Source organism: Enterobacter sp. ECC_219_Taxon_10 (assembly GCF_058354905.1).
In genome coordinates this window covers 4,471,764-4,486,820 of sequence record NZ_CM178005.1, presented here as the reverse complement: position 1 = coordinate 4,486,820, position 15,057 = coordinate 4,471,764, and the positions used below count along the sequence as shown (strand labels likewise).

Genomic DNA, 15,057 nt, shown 5'->3' with positions numbered 1-15,057 from the left:
GGATTAGTGAGACGTCGCTGTCGCGTTGTGCTGGCGGTGGCGGGTCACAAAGCCCAGAACGAAGCACATGATGAACACCACGGCATACAGACCGTTAGCGGTGTGCAGCGCCGCCAGCGGGCCGCTGTGGGCAACGATCGGGCCCGTTACCACGAAGGTGAGCATGGTGCCGATGGTGCCGCAGGTCAGCACGAAGTTAACCAGCTTCGGCGAGGCCACTTTGGTCTGCAGGGAGCCCAGGGTGATGATCGAGGTGTAAATCGCGCTGGAGAAGAAGCCCAGGGTCAGAATGAACCACGGCATATGCTCCGGTGAACCGTTGATGAACAGGTACATCAGCACGGTCGCCAGGCCTGCGAGCACGGTCAGAATGCGCTGCAGGTCGAAGAAGCGCAGGATGAAGCTAAACGCCCACATGCCGAACATGTAAGACATCCAGAAATCGCTCACCAGTTTACCCGCATCGTTCAGGCTCATGCCCAGGCCTTTGGCGTATTCCGGTACCCAGGAGATAAAGCCCAGCTGGCCCAGGATGTAGCACAGGGCGGCGATGGAGAGGAACAGCACGCCGATGCCCCATTTCTCTTTCGCGACGGGCTCTGCAGTAGTTTGCGCTTTCTTGCCCAGCACCGGGAACTCACAACCGAAGGTCAGGATAAAGATCGCCACGTAGACGAGGCCGATGCAGGCGTATACCCAGTACCACTCAATGCTGCGCGCCAGCAGAACGGCGGCGACCATCGGGAAAATCATTCCGGCCATGCTGAAGAAGGAGTCGGTAAACAGCAGGCGCGCGCCGCGCTGACGGCCTTCATACATATGGGTAATCAGGAACGTACCGATCGACATGGTGATCCCGCTAACCAGACCAAGCACGAACATGGCGGCGGAGAACAGTGCAATGCTGTGGCTCAGCATCAGGCCCGCCACGGCGGCGACCATCAGCACAAAGCCAAAGCGCAGCTGTGTTTTCAGCGGGACAATTTCCATCAACCAGGCATTCAGGAAGATAGAGATCAGGATCCCCGCGTTGAGGAAGGTGAAGGTATTACTCATGCTGGAAACGGGCAGCTGGAAGTAGTCTGCGATATTTCCCATCACCATCCCGGTGACGATCACCAACGCGCCGGTAAGGGCGTAGGAGAAAAAGCTGATCCATGTGAGCTTGATGCGATTGCTGTTAGTCATGTCTGGCCTGTTCAGAAAAAGAAAAGCGCCGAAGGGGCGCTGAGAGCGGGCAGATTTTAGTCGCTAAAGTGATCCATTCCTATCTTTTAAGGGTAATGATTATGTCATTGCAGGTTTTAATGTGATCTAAATCACATTAAGTGACGGTCTAACCAATCGTTTGCGCAGTAATAATTGTTTCAATTTCGTAAAATTAGGTAAAAGGCTGGTCTACGTTCATACTGCTCTTTAGAATCAAGCCATTCGCTTTTTATACTGCGCTTTGTTAAGGAATTCTCATGCTCAAATCAACACTGGCGGCTGTCGCAGCTGTGTTTGCTCTTTCTGCCGTTTCCCCTGCTGCGCTGGCAGCAAATGGGGACCCTCACGTTCTGTTGACCACCTCTGCCGGGAACATTGAGCTGGAACTGAATAGCCAGAAAGCTCCGGTTTCTGTGAAAAACTTCCTCGACTACGTGAACAGTGGTTTCTACAACAACACCACCTTCCACCGCGTGATCCCTGGCTTCATGATTCAGGGCGGCGGCTTCAACGAGCAGATGCAGCAGAAACAGCCGAACCCGCCTATTAAAAACGAAGCGGACAATGGCCTGCTGAACAAGCGCGGCACTATCTCCATGGCGCGCACTGCGGATAAAGACAGCGCTACCAGCCAGTTCTTCCTGAACGTGGCGGATAACGCCTTCCTCGACCACGGCCAGCGCGACTTCGGCTATGCGGTCTTCGGTAAAATTGTGAAAGGGATGGACGTGGCGGACAAGATTTCGCAGGTACCGACTCATGACGTTGGCCCGTACCAGAATGTGCCGTCCAAACCTGTCGTGATCCTCTCCGCGAAAGTTCTGCCATAAGCCTCTTCGACACGGGCGATCCTCGCCCGTGCTGTGTCCCCTCCCTGCGAAAGCGCGTTTTGCTGCTTATACTTGTGGCAAACGGACTATTCAGGGAGGCGTTAAGTGAAAAAACTCACCGACAAGCAAAAATCCCGTCTCTGGGAGCAGCAGCGTAACGTCAATTTTCAGGCCAGTTGTCTCCTTGAAAAAGGTAATGGTCCTTCAGAGCCCGGCATTGAGACGCTGGAGCTTGGGCCTTCAGCGCCCGGGTTACCGCATCTGTGCCTTATTCACCGTCATCTGTATCACAGAGAGATGAGGCAGGCAGGCGAATTCCGTACCGACGATATTTTTAAGGGTGACATTCCCTTTTGCCATTTTGAGTACATCGAGAAGATGGGTAATGAGCTGATGGCGGCGCTGGAAAGCGAAAAGTATCTTGTGGGTCTGGAAAAAGCGGCGTTTGTTGACAAAGTGAGTCACTACTACTGTGAAATCAACATGCTGCATCCCTTTATCCGCGGTAATGGCATTGCGCAGCGCGTCTTCTTTGAGCAGCTGGCTATCCATGCAGGTTACGCGCTGAGCTGGCGGGATATCGATCCTGAGCAGTGGGTAGCGGCGAACCGAAGCGGCGCCATGGGCGATTTGAGCGCATTGAGCGCTATCTTTGCCAAAGTAGTGAGCGAAGCGCGGGAATCTGAGTAGAATAGGGCGGCATTTTTTTCGGGAGCCGCCATGATTCTGCTGATTGATAACTACGATTCCTTCACCTGGAACCTTTACCAGTATTTTTGCGAACTGGGTGCAGAGGTGGTTGTCCGCCGCAACGACGAGCTCAGCCTGGCCGATATCGAGTCGCTGGCTCCGCAGAAAATCGTCATTTCGCCGGGGCCGTGTACGCCATCGGAATCGGGCATTTCTCTGGACGTTATTCACCACTATGCCGGCAGGCTGCCGATCCTGGGCGTCTGTCTAGGTCATCAGGCGATTGCCCAGGTATTTGGGGCTACCATCGTGCGTGCCGCAAAAGTGATGCACGGCAAAACCTCGCCGGTTACCCACACCGGCACGGGCGTATTCACAGGGCTTAATAACCCGTTAACCGTGACGCGCTACCATTCGCTGGTGATTGACCCGCCGACGCTGCCCGACTGCTTTGACGTGACCGCCTGGAGCGATACCCAGGAGATCATGGGGATTCGCCACCGCGAGTGGGATCTCGAAGGCGTGCAGTTCCACCCGGAAAGTATCCTCAGCGAGCAGGGGCACGCGCTGCTGGCAAATTTCCTTAATCGCTGAATATTTGTTGCCTTGCTGTGATTTTTTATGCATATTTTGTGATTATATTTTCACAATAAATGTGACATAAAATGGATGGGCATGACATGGCAACTGAACAACCAGCAATTACCCGCGCGACATTCGATGAAGTGATTCTGCCGATTTATGCACCGGCTGAGTTTATCCCGGTGAAGGGGAAGGGCAGCCGCGTCTGGGATCAGCAGGGCAAAGAGTATGTGGATTTCGCGGGCGGTATTGCGGTTACGGCGCTGGGTCACTGCCATCCTGCGCTGGTGGAGGCGCTGAAAACCCAGGGCGAAACCCTGTGGCACACCAGTAACGTGTTCACCAACGAACCGGCGCTGCGCCTGGGCCGTAAGATCATTGATGCCACCTTTGCCGAGCGCGTGCTGTTTATGAACTCCGGCACCGAGGCCAACGAAACCGCCTTCAAGCTGGCGCGCTACTACGCGACAACGCGTCACAGTCCTTACAAAACCAAAATCATCGCCTTCCATAACGCCTTCCACGGACGCTCTTTCTTTACCGTCTCCGTTGGCGGCCAGCCGAAGTATTCCGACGGCTTTGGCCCAAAACCGGCCGACATCGTCCACGTGCCGTTTAACGATCTGCATGCGGTGAAAGCGGTGATGGACGACCACACCTGCGCGGTAGTGGTGGAGCCGATTCAGGGCGAAGGCGGCGTGACGGCGGCGACCCCGGAGTTCCTGAAAGGGCTGCGCGCGCTGTGCGACGAACATCAGGCGCTGCTGGTGTTTGATGAGGTGCAGTGCGGGATGGGGCGTACCGGAGACCTGTTTGCCTACATGCACTACGGCGTGACGCCGGATATTCTGACCAGCGCCAAAGCGCTCGGCGGTGGTTTCCCGGTGAGTGCGGTACTGACGACGCAGGAGATCGCCTCCGCGTTTCACGTCGGATCTCACGGCTCCACCTACGGCGGTAACCCGCTGGCGAGCGCTGTGGCGGGAGCCGCGTTCGACATCATCAACACGCCGGAAGTGCTGAACGGCGTTAGCGCGAAACGCGAGCTGTTTGTGAAACACCTGAAAAAGATTGATGAACAGTACGACGTGTTCAGCGAGATCCGCGGAATGGGGCTGTTGATTGGCGCCGAGCTGAAGCCGCAGTACAAAGGCCGCGCGCGCGATTTCCTTCACGCTGCCGCGCATGAAGGCGTCATGGTGCTCAACGCTGGGCCGGACGTGATGCGCTTTGCGCCGTCGCTGGTGGTGGAAGAAAAAGATATTGAAGACGGGTTAACCCGCTTTGCCGCGGCGGTCGCGAAGCTCGTTAAAGGCTAATACTCGGTTCGCTTTAACCGGCGCGTTAACCAAATCCCGTGATGCGGGCGCTGACGCCATGCCACCGACGAAATGGTGTGCATGGTGTTCAGATGTCCCAGCACACGCTGCAAATGCTGCTCCAGCGTGCTCATCGGCCCGTGGGTTAACGTCTCCGGCGCTTCCAGAATGTTCGAGTCGCCCGATTCGCCCGGCGCGTCATACTCCAGACGCTGCTGACACCTCTGCAACGCAATTTCACACGACTGCAAATAGCGCTGCGCCAGATCCGGCGTCAGCATCGTGTGCTCGCGCGCCAGCGTCGTCATGGCGTTAATGTGCTCGACGATAAACTGGCTGTGCGTCACCCACAGCTTCATGTCCGCCAGATAATGTGAATTAAAGCCCGGCTCCTGCATCGCCTGATTCAGCGAGTTAAAGAGGGCGTTATGCGCCTGGTTGACCTTCATACGTTCGTAGGCAAGCGGGGAAGGCTGCGGATCGTCGCTCAGGATCAGACGAATGGCCTGCTGATCGGCCTCCAGCGCGTCGTGGGCGTTTTGCCTCAGCAGGCCGCTCTGCCACTGTGGCCACAGCCAGACCATACCGCCAAAGGCGATCAGGCAGCCAATCAGCGTGTCGATCAGGCGGGCAACGATGAACTGTTCGCCGTTAAGCGTAAGCAGCTGCAGGGTATATACCGCCGTTACCGTAAAGCCCACCATCGCCCAGCCGTAGTTTTTGCGAATGATTAGATAGCTCACCAGGGTGATAGCCAGCATGCCCGCCAGGGTATAGCCCTCGGGCACGTGAAAGTGCAGCGTCACGCCTGCAATAATCAGCCCCGCCATCGTGCCGCCCGCACGGTGCAGAATGCGCACCCGCGTGGCGCCATAGCCATTCTGGGTGACAAACAGCACGGTCATTAAGATCCAGTAGGGTTTCGGCAGGTGCAGCGCCATGCCCATCAGGCTGGCGATACTGAGCATGACGCTAATTCGTGCGGCGTTGCGCAGGGCGGACGATTTAAGAGAAAGATAGCTTTTGAGCGCCGGCAGCAGCGGCAGACGTTTTTGTTTATCCGCCATCAGGTCGCGGGGATAAAGCGGTCGCTGGGTGCGCAGCACGCGGGCGATGCGGCTGAAGTGCCAGGCGGCAAACTGGCCGACCGGATTTTCCGGGTGCTGACGGGCAATTTTCTCCAGCGCGCCGAGCTGTTTGTCCATGTTAAAGCGCGTGGGGTAGCGGTGATAAAGTATATCGTCAGCCAGCACCCGCAGGCGCGCGGAGACGGTCTGCGCGTTCCAGCGAATCACCGCTTCGGCATGGCTGCGCTCAACCAGCTTTTGCACCTCCTGCGGGTGATGAAGGCTAACGGAGATATGCTCCTGAAGGTCCAGCCCCACCTGGAAGGTACGCAGCAGCCGTTTGTACTCGTGGTTCTTGTTTGCGGCGAGCATATGCAGCTGCTGATAGCACTGGCTTATCAAATCCACCACTTTTTGCTGGCGCGTCAGCAGCGGCGGTAAGGATTTTTCCGGATCGGTATGCTGGGTGAGCAGGGTGTATTTGGCTTCGCAGTAATCCGCAAGCTGCACGTAGAGCAGGCTCAGAGATTCTCGCAGCGGCTGCTCTCGCCATAGCCAGAACCAGAACCAGTTAAACAGCCCGTACCACAGCGTGCCGAGGGCGTAGATCAGCAGCGGCTCCCACACGGGCATATTCCCGGCGAGGCTCAGGGTAAAGATGGCCGCAATGAGTGACGCTGGAAGCAGGCGAGCGTGCAGCGAGCTGATTTCCGCCGTGACGCCGAGGGTCATCGCCAGCACGGTCAGGATCAGCGGCAGGGGAATATCGCGAGCCAGTAACAGCTGCACCGCGAGGCTACAGCCTGCAAACAGGCAGCCGCCGATAATCAGGCGTTTGAAAAAGCGCTTATGCGGCGTGTCCAGACCGGCAATGTTGCAGCAGGCGGGCACGAGGGAAAACAGCAGGCCCTGCTGAAGATGACCCAGGAGCAGGCCCACGGCCACGGGAAGACACAACACCAGCGTTTGTCGCAGTGCGTAGTTAACTTCCGGGTGATAGATCAGCCTGCGCCACATGGGGAAAAGAGACAAAAACGGCGTGACACCTCGCGATGGCACGCCGTTTAAGCAGGATTAACGGGTTCCGTAAACCACGATGGTTTTACCGTGGGCGGAGATCAGGTTTTGATCTTCCAGCATTTTCAGAATACGGCCCACTGTTTCACGGGAGCAACCGACGATCTGACCAATTTCCTGACGGGTAATTTTAATTTGCATGCCGTCCGGGTGGGTCATAGCGTCTGGCTGTTTCGCCAGGTTCAGCAGGGTTTGCGCGATACGGCCGGTCACGTCCAGGAAGGCGAGGTTACCCACTTTCTCTGACGTCACCTGCAGACGGCGCGCCATCTGGGAAGAAAGACGCATCAGGATGTCAGGGTTTACCTGAATCAGCTGACGGAATTTCTTGTAAGAAATTTCAGCCACTTCACATGCTGTCTTTGCACGAACCCAGGCGCTACGTTCCTGGCCTTCTTCAAACAGGCCCAGTTCACCGATAAAATCGCCCTGGTTCAGATAAGAAAGGATCATCTCTTTCCCTTCCTCATCTTTGATCAGCACTGCCACCGAGCCTTTGACGATGTAATACAACGTTTCCGCTTTTTCACCCTGGTGAATCAGCGTGCTCTTCGATGGGTACTTATGAATGTGGCAATGAGACAAGAACCATTCGAGAGTCGGGTCTGTTTGCGGTTTGCCAAGCACCATGCGCTGTTATCCTCTGTTATAAGCTGTCACCAGAGTCATCAGATGCATCCGGACTCTGGGGTTGCAATCGAATTCTTACCCATACCCTGGGAAGTCGGCTGTCGTAACGTTTCGCAGCCAGTAAAGTTTGATGTCCTCTGCATACATGTGTAACGTCAATGTATTACTGTAGCATCCTGAGTGTTTTAGCATAGCTTTCGCCGCGTGTCTCCTGGTGTCTCGCTTCAGCATGATGCAGGTCGCCTTCCATTGCGAGAAATGTAACGCACGCGTAATCTGTCACCAAAAATGCAACGTTGGAGTTAATGAATATGCAAGCGCGCGTGAAGTGGGTTGAAGGTTTAACGTTCCTGGGGGAGTCCGCGTCAGGACACCAGATTTTGATGGATGGTAACTCCGGCGATAAAGCGCCGAGCCCAATGGAAATGGTGCTGATGGCGGCAGGTGGATGCAGTGCGATTGACGTGGTGTCGATTCTGCAAAAAGGTCGTCATGACGTAACGGATTGCGAGGTTAAACTCACCTCAGAACGTCGCGAAGAGGCGCCACGCCTGTTCACCCACATAAATCTGCACTTTGTTGTCACCGGGAAAGCGCTGAAAGACGCGGCGGTTTCACGCGCGGTGGACCTGTCTGCGGAGAAATACTGCTCTGTGGCGCTAATGCTGGAGAAAGCGGTAAAAATTACGCATTCGTATGAAGTGATTGAGGTGTGATTCACGGGGCATCGTGCGTGTTGATGCCCTCACCCTAACCCTCTCCCACGGGGAGAGGGAACATGTTTACGCGATCTGCTTCCCTTCCATCAACCGCTGAACCAGCGGCGTCATGATGAGCTCCATTGCCAGCCCCATTTTTCCACCCGGCACCACTAACGTATTCATGTGCGAAATAAACGAGCCCTGCAGCATCGCCAGCAGCCAGGGGTAATCAATGCCTTCAAGATTGCGGAAGTGGATCACCACAAAGCTCTCGTCCAGCGACGGGATGCTTTTCGCCGCGAACGGATTGGAGGTGTCCACCGTCGGCACGCGCTGGAAGTTAATGTGGGTGCGGGAGAACTGTGGCGTGAGGTAATTGATGTAGTCTTCCATGGAGCGCACCACGGAGTCCATCACCGCCTCGCGCGAATGGCCGCGCTCGCTCATGTCACGCGTTAGCTTCTGGATCCACTCCAGGTTAACGATAGGGACCACCCCGACCAGAAGATCCACGTGGCGCGCCACGTCGTGCTGAGGCGTAACCACGCCGCCGTGCAATCCTTCATAAAATAATACATCGGTGGGTTCCGGCAGCGGTTGCCAGGGGGTAAAGGTGCCCGGTACCTGGTTCCAGGGTACGGCTTCATCGTAGGTGTGAAGATACTTGCGGGACTGCCCGGTACCGCTCTGCCCGTATTCGCGGAAGGTTTGCTCCAGCAGACCGAAATCATTGGCTTCCGGGCCGAAGTAGCTGATGTGTTTACCCAGATCGCGCGCCTTGCGGATCGCCATGTCCATCTCCGGGCGCGTATAGCGGTGAAAGCTGTCGCCTTCGACCTCCGCCGAACGGAGATTCAGCTGGGCGAAAATCTTGCGAAAAGCGAGGCTGGTGGTGGTGGTTCCCGCACCACTCGACCCCGTAACGGCAATAATGGGATGTCTGGCAGACATAGCAACTCCCTGACTGAAAAGGTTGGAAGATCAGCCGTGAAACGCGTTGCGGGGCATGATATTGACCGTCTCATGCAGTTCTGACCACACCAGCACCACGTCGCCGCTTTTCAGCTGGCGTTTAACATCGTTGACCTTTTGCTCAAGCGAACGCTCATGTTCACCATAATCGGTGCCTTCGCGTAATACAAAGCTTTCAATCAGATTATCGAGCGTTTCGGGAGCCAGATCTTGCCAGGGAATGATCATTTTGCACCGTCCAGGTAAGGAGTAAGCCAGTCAGGAATACGCGCCTCCAGCCACATTTTCGGGCGGCGCAGCGTGCCGCCGATAAACCCAACGTGGCCGCCATGTTCAGTTAACTGATAGTGAACGTTGTCGGGCAGGAATTCCTGCGCGGGGATCGAATGGTGATCCATAAACGGGTCATCCTTGGCGTGAATGATCAGCGTCGGCTGCGTGATTTTGCTGAGCAGCGGCATGGCGCTGCACTGACGATAATAGTCAATTGCATCGGCGAAGCCGTGGATTTTCGCAGTGATCAGATCGTCGAACTCGCGAATACGACGCACCTTTTTCAGCTGGCGCAGGCTTACCGGCAGGGTATCCGGGTAGGCCTTGAGCTTACGCGCCGCGTTGGCCTTCAGCAGGTTAAGCAGGTAGCGCTGATAGACGCGGGAAAAGCCTTTATCCATATGGTAGCTGCACTGCTCCAGCATAAACGGCGCGGAAACAATCACTGCAGCATTCAGCGGTACGCTGTCGCCCTCTTTGGCCAGCAGGCAGGCGAGCATATTTCCGCCCAGCGAATAGCCCACGGCGGCCGTTGGCACGGTGCCAAAGTTGTCCCGCAGCCAGTGTAAAAACCACGTTCCGTCTTCGGTTTCACCCGAGTGATAAATGCGTTTCTGCCGGTTCGGCTCGCCGCTACAGCCGCGAAAATGCATCACCACGCCGAGCCAGCCGCGCGCTTTTGCTGCCTCAATTAACCCATGTGCATACGGGCTGTGCAGGCTCCCCTCGAGACCGTGAAAGACCACCAGACGGGGCTTATGACGCGCCTGTTCCGGCGCTTCGCTCCAGGCGAGATCCAGAAAATCACCGTCTGGCAGGTCAAGCCGCTGCCAGTGCGGAGTGAACTGAACCTTGCGGCGGATCAGCCGCGGCAGCATGGTCTGCAAATGGGGATTGGCCACGCCGCGCAGGGGCACGAACTCGGTGCTGTCTTCGGCCGCAATGTCGAAGTCTGAAGGAATGATTTGGGTCATAAGCGCGATGCTGATTCTTGTCGGAAATTTACGATACTTTCCGAATTGTACCCCGTTTAGCCTGGATTTCCGAACCAGGAACTGATCCCGATCACAAATATTTACCTTGATTATTACTCTCAGGCTAATGATTCCGCCCTACGCTTAATTGATGCCTTTCTCGCCAGAGCGCAGACTTTACTCAACGTTAAGCAAATCAGAATGATGTGCTGAATCAGGAGGTTAATAATGTTATCTGGGCAAACACCCGCGCGGCAATGGAACACACGACGCAGCGAGAAAGCGCGTCGACTGACGTCCGTACCGGTGCAGGGGAAAGTACTGCCAACCGGCGATATTGTCGGCATGCTGGAAAAACTGATCGCACCGGGCGACAAAGTCGTACTGGAGGGCAACAACCAGAAGCAGGCGGATTTTCTGTCCCGCTCGCTTGCCGAAGTGAACCCGCAAATCGTCCACGACCTGCATATGATCATGCCGAGCGTTGGCCGCAGCGAGCATCTGGATATCTTTGAAAAAGGCATCGCCCGCAAGCTGGACTTCTCCTTCTCCGGGACACAAAGCCTGCGGATCTCCCAGTTGCTGGAAGATGGTCAGCTCGAAATCGGCGCGATCCATACCTACATCGAACTGTACTCACGCCTCTATGTCGACCTTTCGCCCAACGTGGCGCTGATTGCCGGTTTTAAAGCGGACCGCAAAGGCAACCTCTACACCGGGGCGAGTACCGAAGATACCCCGGCGCTGGTGGAAGCCGCTGCGTTCCACGACGGTATCGTCATCGCACAGGTGAACGAGCTGGTGGACGACGAGTGCGATCTGCCGCGCGTAGATATTCCAGGCTCCTGGATTGACTACGTGGTCGTTGCAGATAAGCCGTTCTTCATCGAACCGCTGTTCACCCGCGACCCGCGCCTGATTAAACAGGAACATATTCTGATGGCGATGATGGCCATCAAAGGCATCTACGCGGAGCATCAGGTGCAGTCCCTGAACCACGGTATCGGCTTTAACACTGCGGCGATTGAGCTGCTGCTACCTACCTACGGCGAACAGCTCGGTCTGAAGGGCAAAATCTGTAAGCACTGGACGTTGAATCCACATCCGACGCTGATTCCGGCCATTGAAAGCGGCTGGGTCGAAAGCGTGCACTGCTTCGGCGGCGAGCTGGGGATGGAAGAGTACATCCGCGCCCGTCCGGACGTGTTCTTTACCGGTGCCGACGGCTCCATGCGTTCCAACCGCGCCTTCTGCCAGCTGGCAGGCCAGTACGCGGTGGATATGTTCATCGGCTCTACGCTGCAGGTTGACGGTTACGCCAACTCCTCAACCGTGACTCGCGGTCGTCTTTCTGGCTTCGGTGGTGCGCCAAACATGGGCCATGACCCGCATGGTCGCCGCCACGCCACGCCGGCCTGGCTGAACATGATCACCGAGCCTGACCCAATGCAGCGCGGTAAAAAACTCGTCGTGCAGATGGTGGAAACCTTCCAGGCGGGCGTGAAGCCAACCTTCGTGGAAAAACTCGATGCCGTAGACGTGGCGAAAGCCTCCGGCATGCCGCTGGCACCGGTGATGATTTACGGCGATGACGTGACGCACGTGCTGACGGAAGAGGGGATTGCCTACCTCTACCGGGCGAAAGATCTGGAAGAGCGTCGTGCCATGGTCGCCGCCGTCGCGGGGATCACCGATATCGGCCTGGGTGTGGACGCCAGGCGCGTGGCGGAACTGCGCCAGAGCGGCAAGGTGGTGTATCCGGAAGATATGGGGATTCGCCGCACCGACGCCACCCGCTCTCTGCTGGCTGCGGGCAGCGTGTCTGACCTCGTGGAGTGGTCCGGCGGTCTGTATAACCCACCTGCGAAATTCCGGAGCTGGTAATGACACTTCTGCCCCAGATTCAGGCTGAAGGCGGTGCCGAATGGCTGGCGCGAACCGCCACGCAGTGTCTGATTGACGAAGCACGTTTAAGCCCGAAACCCGGTCTGGTGGACAGTCGGGGGAACGGCGCGCACCACGATTTATCCCTTGCGCTGATGGAGCGCTCCGCGCGCAGCCTGACCCCCACGTTTCAGGCGCTGGCGCAGCAAAGCTGGCTGCGTCCGGCAGATATTGCGCTTCGACAAACCGTTGGCCGTCTTGGCCGCGAAGGCGAGAAGCAGATGATGGCGGCCACCGACGGGGTGAATACCCATCGTGGCGCGATCTGGGCGCTGGGATTGCTGGTAAGCGCGGTGGCGATGTTGGGCGGGGATGCAACTGCGCAGGCCGTCGCGAACACTGCCGCGCAGCTGGCGAAACTCCCGGACGAGGCGGCACCGAAAGTGTTCAGCAAAGGCCTGCGAGCCACGCACCGCTACCGCGTGCCGGGCGCGCGTGAAGAGGCGCAGCAGGCATTCCCGCACGTTATGCAGCGCGCATTGCCGCAGCTTCGCCTCAGCCGTCTCAACGGCAGCAGCGAAACGTACGCCAGGCTCGACGCGCTGATGGCCATCATGACCTCGCTCACCGATACCTGCGTGCTGTCCCGCGCCGGAATGGAGGGGCTGGACGCCATGCAGAGCGGTGCCCGCGCTGTACTGAACGCCGGAGGCTGTGCAACGTCCGAAGGCCAGCAGGCGCTGGCGAACCTGGACCGTCAGATGCTGGCGCTTAACGCTTCACCGGGCGGCGCTGCCGACCTGCTTGCCGCCGCGCTGTTTCTCGATCGTGTCGAAACGCCTTATTCAAAGCATTAAGAGGATGTTATGGAAAAAATTACATTGACCGTGCCCGCCAGCCGCGCGTTAAGCGGCAGGGCGCTGGCAGGCGTCGTCGGCTCCGGGGATATGGAGGTGCTCTTCACCGCCGAACCGGGCCAGACCTTAATCGTTGATATCACCACCTCCGTCGACAACAGCCGTGGCCGCTGGGAGGCGCTGTTGAACCGCCTGCACACCGTCAGCAGCCTGCCTGCAGGCAAACTGACCATCCACGACTTCGGCGCGACGCCGGGCGTGGCGCGCATTCGCATCGAACAGGTTTTTGAGGGGGTGAGCCATGCGTGATGACAGCAGCTTTATCGAACTAAAAGCGCGCCAGCGCGCGCAGGCCCTGCTGGATGACGGCAGCTACCGCGAACTGCTGGATCCGTTTGAAGGCATTATCTCGCCGTGGCTTGGGCCACAGGGCATTGTCCCGCAGGCCGATGACGGCATGGTGGTGGCGAAAGGCACCATCAACGGTCAGCCTGCGGTCGTGGTCGCGATTGAAGGCGCGTTCCAGGGCGGCAGCATGGGCGAAGTGTCTGGCGCCAAAATGGCGGCGGCGCTGGAGCTGGCGGCGGAAGATAACCGCAACGGCATTCCGACGCAGGCGGTGCTGTGCCTCGAAACCGGCGGCGTGCGTCTGCAGGAGGCTAACCTCGGCCTGGCGGCGATTGCCGATATCCACGCAGCGATTGTAGACCTGCGTCGCTACACGCCCGTCATCGGGATTGTGGCCGGGACCGTGGGCTGCTTCGGCGGGATGTCCATTGCCGCGGCGCTATGCAGCTACCTGATCGTGACCCGCGAAGCGCGTCTTGGCCTCAACGGTCCGCAGGTTATCGAGCAGGAAGCGGGCATTGAAGAGTACGACTCCCGCGACCGTCCGTTTATCTGGAGCATGACCGGCGGCGAAGTGCGCTATCAAAGCAGGCTGGTGGATGCCCTGGTGGGCGACGGCGTAAACGCGGTGAAGGCGGCGATGAACGAGGCGATTGCGAAGGGCGTACCGGCGAAACACCGCACCGATAACTACGACGATTACCTGAACCGTCTGACCAATTTCGACACCCGCAAACAGGCCGATGCCGAACAGATTCACGCGCTTTTTGCCCGGGAGGTGAAATGATGAGTAACACAATGAGCCGCGGCGAGCTTTGGCTGAAAACTCTCGCCCCGAACGCCAAACGTATCGCGGGGCTCTGCCCGTCCGTTCAGGCGGCAGACGGCGAGCTGAACGGTGAGACGGTGCGCTTTGTGGCCGTGGTGCCGGATGCCAACAACCACTTCCCGCGGGCGGCGAAAGGCGAAGTGGGTCTGCTGGAAGGCTGGACGCTGGCAAAAGTGGTCAGCGAAACCGTAGCGGCGGATGCCGATAAGGCCGTGAAGCGCCCGATAGTGGCGGTGATTGACGTCCCAAGCCAGGCCTATGGCCGTCGCGAAGAGGCGTTTGGTATTCATCAGGCGCTGGCGGGAGCCGCTGCTGCGTATGCTAACGCGCGCCTGGCTGGTCACCCGGTGATTGGCCTGATCGTCGGCAAGGCGATGTCCGGCGCGTTCCTGGCGCACGGCTACCAGGCCAACCGTCTGATCGCCTTCAACGACAAGGGCGTGCTGATCCACGCGATGGGCAAAGAGTCTGCGGCGCGTATCACGCTACGTACCGTCGAGGCGCTGGAAAAACTGGCGGCAACCATTCCGCCCATGGCGTACGACATCAGCAACTATGCCACGCTGGGACTGCTCTCCAGCCTGCTGGACATCAGCAACCCGGATGCCCCATCCGATAACGATCTGGCTCAGGTGAAAACCACCCTGCAACAGGCCATCAGTGACGCTCGTCAGGACGCGACGCTTAAAAATCGTCTCGGTGCTGACAACCGCCGCAGCTCGGCGCTCGTACGCGAACGTATGCGAGCCAGCTGGTAAGTAAAAAAAAGACCTGCCAGAGATGCAAACCCCGTGGGCGCGCCTGCTGCGCCCGCG

16 protein-coding genes are annotated in these 15,057 nt (G+C 57.8%); 10 read left to right on the top strand and 6 right to left on the bottom strand.

The features are described 5' to 3' along the window. Positions 1-3: 3 nt before the first annotated feature. Positions 4-1,188, bottom strand: coding sequence for an MFS transporter TsgA (tsgA, locus tag AC4ICF_RS21465; protein WP_316380254.1), 1,185 nt, complete (start codon positions 1,186-1,188; stop codon positions 4-6). Positions 1,189-1,466: 278 nt separating this feature from the next. Between tsgA and ppiA the strand changes: the two genes are divergently transcribed. The 4 genes from ppiA (at position 1,467) to argD (ending at position 4,630) form a co-directional block, all read left to right on the top strand. Next, positions 1,467-2,039, top strand: coding sequence for a peptidylprolyl isomerase A (gene ppiA, locus AC4ICF_RS21460; RefSeq protein WP_116342674.1), 573 nt, complete (start codon positions 1,467-1,469; stop codon positions 2,037-2,039). 105 nt (positions 2,040-2,144) lie between these two features. Continuing rightward, positions 2,145-2,729: a putative adenosine monophosphate-protein transferase Fic gene (locus AC4ICF_RS21455; protein WP_116342672.1), complete on the top strand. Its 585-nt coding sequence runs from the start codon at positions 2,145-2,147 to the stop codon at positions 2,727-2,729. Between the two features lie 30 nt (positions 2,730-2,759). Then, on the top strand, positions 2,760-3,323 hold the full coding sequence (gene pabA, locus AC4ICF_RS21450; RefSeq protein ID WP_192983698.1) for an aminodeoxychorismate synthase component 2: 564 nt from the start codon (positions 2,760-2,762) through the stop codon (positions 3,321-3,323). Positions 3,324-3,409: 86 nt separating this feature from the next. Then, a complete protein-coding gene (gene argD / locus AC4ICF_RS21445; protein WP_233003211.1) occupies positions 3,410-4,630 on the top strand; it encodes a bifunctional acetylornithine/succinyldiaminopimelate transaminase in 1,221 nt (406 codons plus the stop codon). On the opposite strand, the gene AC4ICF_RS21440 is transcribed toward argD, so the two are convergent. Further along, positions 4,627-6,714 (bottom strand): YccS/YhfK family putative transporter, encoded by a 2,088-nt coding sequence (locus AC4ICF_RS21440; RefSeq protein WP_116342665.1) that lies wholly within the window; start codon positions 6,712-6,714, stop codon positions 4,627-4,629. The two genes, argD and AC4ICF_RS21440, sit on opposite strands and share 4 nt — an antisense overlap. A gap of 57 nt (positions 6,715-6,771) precedes the next feature. Continuing rightward, complete coding sequence (gene crp, locus AC4ICF_RS21435) at positions 6,772-7,404, bottom strand: cAMP-activated global transcriptional regulator CRP (RefSeq protein WP_000242758.1); 633 nt, start codon at positions 7,402-7,404, stop codon at positions 6,772-6,774. A gap of 311 nt (positions 7,405-7,715) precedes the next feature. On the opposite strand from crp, the gene AC4ICF_RS21430 reads away from it, so the two are divergent. Further along, on the top strand, positions 7,716-8,120 hold the full coding sequence (locus AC4ICF_RS21430; RefSeq protein ID WP_116342663.1) for an OsmC family protein: 405 nt from the start codon (positions 7,716-7,718) through the stop codon (positions 8,118-8,120). A 66-nt stretch (positions 8,121-8,186) separates the two neighbouring features. Here AC4ICF_RS21430 and AC4ICF_RS21425 read toward each other — a convergent pair whose 3' ends face one another. Genes AC4ICF_RS21425 through AC4ICF_RS21415 form a run of 3 tightly spaced genes read right to left on the bottom strand, consistent with a single transcriptional unit; the run spans position 8,187 to position 10,324 of the window. Continuing rightward, the gene (locus tag AC4ICF_RS21425; protein ID WP_116342661.1) at positions 8,187-9,056 is read right to left on the bottom strand and encodes a phosphoribulokinase; all 870 of its coding nucleotides are present in this window, start codon (positions 9,054-9,056) and stop codon (positions 8,187-8,189) included. Positions 9,057-9,086: 30 nt separating this feature from the next. After that, the gene (locus AC4ICF_RS21420) at positions 9,087-9,305 is read right to left on the bottom strand and encodes a YheU family protein (RefSeq protein ID WP_013099053.1); all 219 of its coding nucleotides are present in this window, start codon (positions 9,303-9,305) and stop codon (positions 9,087-9,089) included. Continuing rightward, positions 9,302-10,324 carry a hydrolase gene (locus AC4ICF_RS21415; protein WP_302221003.1) on the bottom strand — a complete coding sequence of 341 codons (1,023 nt, stop codon included), beginning with the start codon at positions 10,322-10,324 and terminating at the stop codon, positions 9,302-9,304. The genes AC4ICF_RS21420 and AC4ICF_RS21415 overlap by 4 nt, the downstream gene beginning before the upstream one ends. A gap of 228 nt (positions 10,325-10,552) precedes the next feature. Between AC4ICF_RS21415 and mdcA the strand changes: the two genes are divergently transcribed. From mdcA to mdcE, 5 genes are read left to right on the top strand one after another with little or no spacing between them, the layout of a single operon-like run. After that, complete coding sequence (gene mdcA, locus AC4ICF_RS21410) at positions 10,553-12,208, top strand: malonate decarboxylase subunit alpha (RefSeq protein WP_316380255.1); 1,656 nt, start codon at positions 10,553-10,555, stop codon at positions 12,206-12,208. Then, positions 12,208-13,065, top strand: coding sequence for a triphosphoribosyl-dephospho-CoA synthase (locus AC4ICF_RS21405; protein ID WP_316380256.1), 858 nt, complete (start codon positions 12,208-12,210; stop codon positions 13,063-13,065). Before mdcA ends, AC4ICF_RS21405 begins: the two co-directional genes overlap by 1 nt. 9 nt (positions 13,066-13,074) lie before the next feature. Continuing rightward, positions 13,075-13,374, top strand: coding sequence for a malonate decarboxylase acyl carrier protein (gene mdcC, locus AC4ICF_RS21400; RefSeq protein ID WP_316380257.1), 300 nt, complete (start codon positions 13,075-13,077; stop codon positions 13,372-13,374). Next, positions 13,367-14,200, top strand: a complete 834-nt coding sequence (locus AC4ICF_RS21395) for a biotin-independent malonate decarboxylase subunit beta (protein ID WP_316380258.1) — start codon at positions 13,367-13,369, stop codon at positions 14,198-14,200. Before mdcC ends, AC4ICF_RS21395 begins: the two co-directional genes overlap by 8 nt. Beyond that, the gene (gene mdcE, locus AC4ICF_RS21390; protein WP_316380284.1) at positions 14,200-15,000 is read left to right on the top strand and encodes a biotin-independent malonate decarboxylase subunit gamma; all 801 of its coding nucleotides are present in this window, start codon (positions 14,200-14,202) and stop codon (positions 14,998-15,000) included. Before AC4ICF_RS21395 ends, mdcE begins: the two co-directional genes overlap by 1 nt. Positions 15,001-15,057: the final 57 nt, after the last annotated feature.